This is a genomic window from Pseudomonadota bacterium (assembly GCA_023229365.1).
GTDB lineage: Bacteria > Myxococcota_A > Polyangia > JAAYKL01 > JAAYKL01 > JALNZK01.
On sequence record JALNZK010000241.1, the window covers coordinates 1 to 3,227 of the forward strand.

A 3,227-nucleotide genomic window follows, 5' to 3' on the forward strand; every position below is an offset into this window, starting at 1 on the left:
CCGGCCTTCACCCAGACGGGGCAGTACTCGGGCCCGCCGACCGCGGTCACCGCGCTGCCGGCCGAGTAGATCCCGGCCTGGATCGTCGTGTAGGCCGTGCTCCACGTCAGGCCGTCGCCGGAGTCGGCGAGGGCCGCGTCCACGAACCGGACGCACGTCCCGCAGTCGTCGTCCTCGACGTCGCCGAACCCGGGCAGGCACGACGCGCAGCCGCTCGCGACGTCCCAGTTGCCGACGCACTCCTCGCACTCGGCCGCGATGTCCCAGTTGCCGAGGCACTGGCACTCCGCGTGCTCGGCGTCGAGATCCACGCAGGTCCGTTCACGTCCGGGCAGTCCTCGGCGATCTCCCCGATGTCGTCACAGGAATCGAAGTTGTAGACGTCGCCTTCGCCCTCGCCGGCGCACTGTTGGTACGCGTCCTCCGTGCAGTCCGTGTCCGTGTCCGTGTCGGTGTCCGTGTCCGTGTCGGAATCCGAGTCCGAGTCGGAATCCGAGTCCGAGTCGGAGTCGCCGATCTTCACGTCGGTCATCACGAGGGAGCACGCGCCGAAGGCGGCGCAGATCGACGCGACAATCGCTGCGCGCGATGCGACACCACAAATCATTTTCGACAAAGTCGTCGTCATCGTTAGAACCTCCAGGCCGCGACCGCGCCCGCGCCGTCGGCCGTTACGATTGGGGAGAACGCGACCGCATCGCCGTCGGCGCGCTCCTTGTCCCGAAAGACGATCAACAGGACCGCACCCGTCACCGCGATCGCCGCGCCCGCCGGGATCAGGACGTCCGTGGTGAGCGCCAGCGCGTCGCGCCGGTCGATGTCGTCCCGCTGGTTGGCCGGACACTGCCCGCCCGCGCACGCGTCCTGGATCGACTTGTTCGCCGACAGCGCGAGCCCGCCCGTGACCGCGCCGCCGACGAGCGCCGCGGCCCCGACCCCCACGGCGATCCAGCCGGCCGTGCGGATCTTGCGGTCCCGGATCGCCTTCCCGTCCTCCGCCGCGACCGGCTCCGGCAGCCGCGGGTTCGCGTCCACGAGCAGGTTCTCCTCGCCGCCGACGCGCACCGCGCGATCGGCCAGCAGCTCGCCGCCGAGCTCGACCCGCACCGCGTGGTCCACGCCGGCCGCCACCCGGATCCGCCCGGGCAGCGGAGCGCGCCCGCGCTCGACGCCGTCGACCAGGACGAGCGCGCCGGCCGGCGCCGAGATCTCGATCGAGCCCGACATCTTCCGCAGGCGCTCCACCTCGGCGAGCACCTCCCCGCGCCGCGTCACCTCGATCTCGTCGCCGCCCTGCGAGAGGTACTGCTCGAACGCCTCGAGCGCCTCGCCGTGCCGCTTCAGCGCCGCCTCGCACTGCCCGACGTTGTACAGGAGCTTCCACGACGGGTTCAGCTCGTACGCCTTGCGGAACAGCGTGACCGCTCCCTCGTAGCCTCCGGAGTCGAACTTCTCGACCGCCTCCTGGAACGCCGCGCGCGCCTCCCTCTCGGCCTTCTCCTCGGCTGTCTCCGCGGCCTTGTCCTTCTTCTTCTTCTGCGCCTCCGCGGGCCCCGCAAAGGCCACAGCGAGGGCGAGGCCCACGACCGCCACACACCATCTCTTCGACATCGCGTTCCTCCGGCCCGAGTCGATCCTCCGACCCGGATTTCAGGACGACAGCATAGCAGATTCCCGGAACCCCGGGTCAAAGGGCGTTCACTCGAACGCCAACGGCGGGACGACGACTGACCTCTCGCCGCCGTAAAGGAACCTATATGTGGCGAACGTCGCGAGCACGCGCTTCGCGTAGCCGCGCGTCTGGGAGAACGGGATCCCCTCGACGAACATGTCGAGGCTCTGGCCCGGCTTGGCGGCGAGCCACTTCTTCACCGCGCCCTCGCCCGCGTTGTAGCCGGCGATCGCGAGCGCAGGGTGGCCGTCGAACTCCTCGTCGAGGTAGGCGAGGTAGGCGGCGCCGAGGCGGATGTTCGTCGCGGGATCGCGCAGCGTCTTGCCGTTGATCTTCGCCTCGAGCTTCAGCCGCTTCGCCATGCTCCGCGCGGTCGGCAGGATCAGCTGCATCAGCCCGACGGCGTTGGCCCACGACTCGACGCCCGCCGCGAAGCCGCTCTCCTCGCGCATGATCGCCCACAGGAGCGCCCGGTCCACGCCGCTCTCGGCCGCCGCGGCGTCGACCTCCGCCTCGAACGCGGTCGGGAACGCGAGGGTCCAGTACACGAGGTCGCTCCCGGCCGGGTACCGGCGCTGCCAGTCTGCGCCGTGGCCCGACGAGAGCTCCTTGGCCGCCGTGAACTCGCCCGCGCGCCGGAAGAGCGCGGCCGCGATCCAGTGGACGCTCGGGCTGGTCCCGCGATCGGCCAGGATGCGATCGAACTCGCGGCGGGCGCGGGAGTAGAGGCCTAAGCGCACGAGCTCCACGGCCTCCGCGAGGCCCGGCGTGCCGTCGATCAGCGCGCGCTCGAAGCGGGTCGTCGGCGCGCCGCCCGGCGGCGCCAGGCTGTCGAGGAGCGTCTCGGTGCGCGTCGGATCGAGCGCGGCGAGGCGCGCGTGGGCGAGCACCATGTAGTAGGTCAGCGGCGCGGACGCGATCACGTGCTCGTAGGCCGCGATCGCCGCGTCCTCCCGGCCGAGCAGCTCCTCGGCCCGGCCGAGCCAGTAGCCGGAGCGCCCCGCGGCGTACCACCCCTCCTCCACCGGGAACTCCTCGTGGTAGCGGCCGAGCGCGGCGCGCGCCGTCTCGTTCTCGCCCCGCCCGAGCGCGTCGAACGCGAGCGACCACAGCGCCTCGCCACGCATGTCGCCCCTCGGGTACGCGTCCGGCAGCGACGTGACGAGCGACTCGAACTGCGCGCGATCGCCGAGCGCGAGCCACGAGCGGGCCGCGTGCAGGCGGGCGTCGTCGGCGAGCGAGTTGGTCGGGAAGTCGGCCTCGACCGCGCCGAACAGGCGGATCGCGTCGTCGAGGCGATCGGCGCTCATGCTCGCCCGGCCGCCCTGGTAGAGCGCCTTGACGGCGATGCCGGGGTTCGCGCGGCACGACGCAGCCACCTCCTCGAAGAGCGGCGCCGCCCGCGCGTGATCGCGCTGCCGGAAGACGACCGTCGCCCGCTCGAACCGGATCCGGCACGAGAGATCGCCGCCCTCGCGCGCGAGCTTCAGGGCGCGGCCGTACGCCTTCTCGGCGTCCTCGTGCCGCATCCGCCGCATGAGCGCCGCGGCGGCGT

Annotated in this window: 3 protein-coding genes; all 3 read right to left on the reverse strand. The window is 72.0% G+C overall.

Going from position 1 to position 3,227, the window contains the following annotated elements; all coding sequences use genetic code 11:
* The coding region (locus M0R80_31720; GenBank protein ID MCK9464210.1) for a hypothetical protein at positions 1–311 on the reverse strand (311 nt) is incomplete at its 3' end.
* 319 nt (positions 312–630) lie between these two features.
* On the reverse strand, positions 631–1,611 hold the full coding sequence (locus M0R80_31725) for a hypothetical protein (protein MCK9464211.1): 981 nt from the start codon (positions 1,609–1,611) through the stop codon (positions 631–633).
* A gap of 87 nt (positions 1,612–1,698) precedes the next feature.
* Positions 1,699–3,227 (reverse strand): lytic transglycosylase domain-containing protein (locus M0R80_31730; protein ID MCK9464212.1); only part of this gene is annotated, 1,529 nt, incomplete at its 5' end.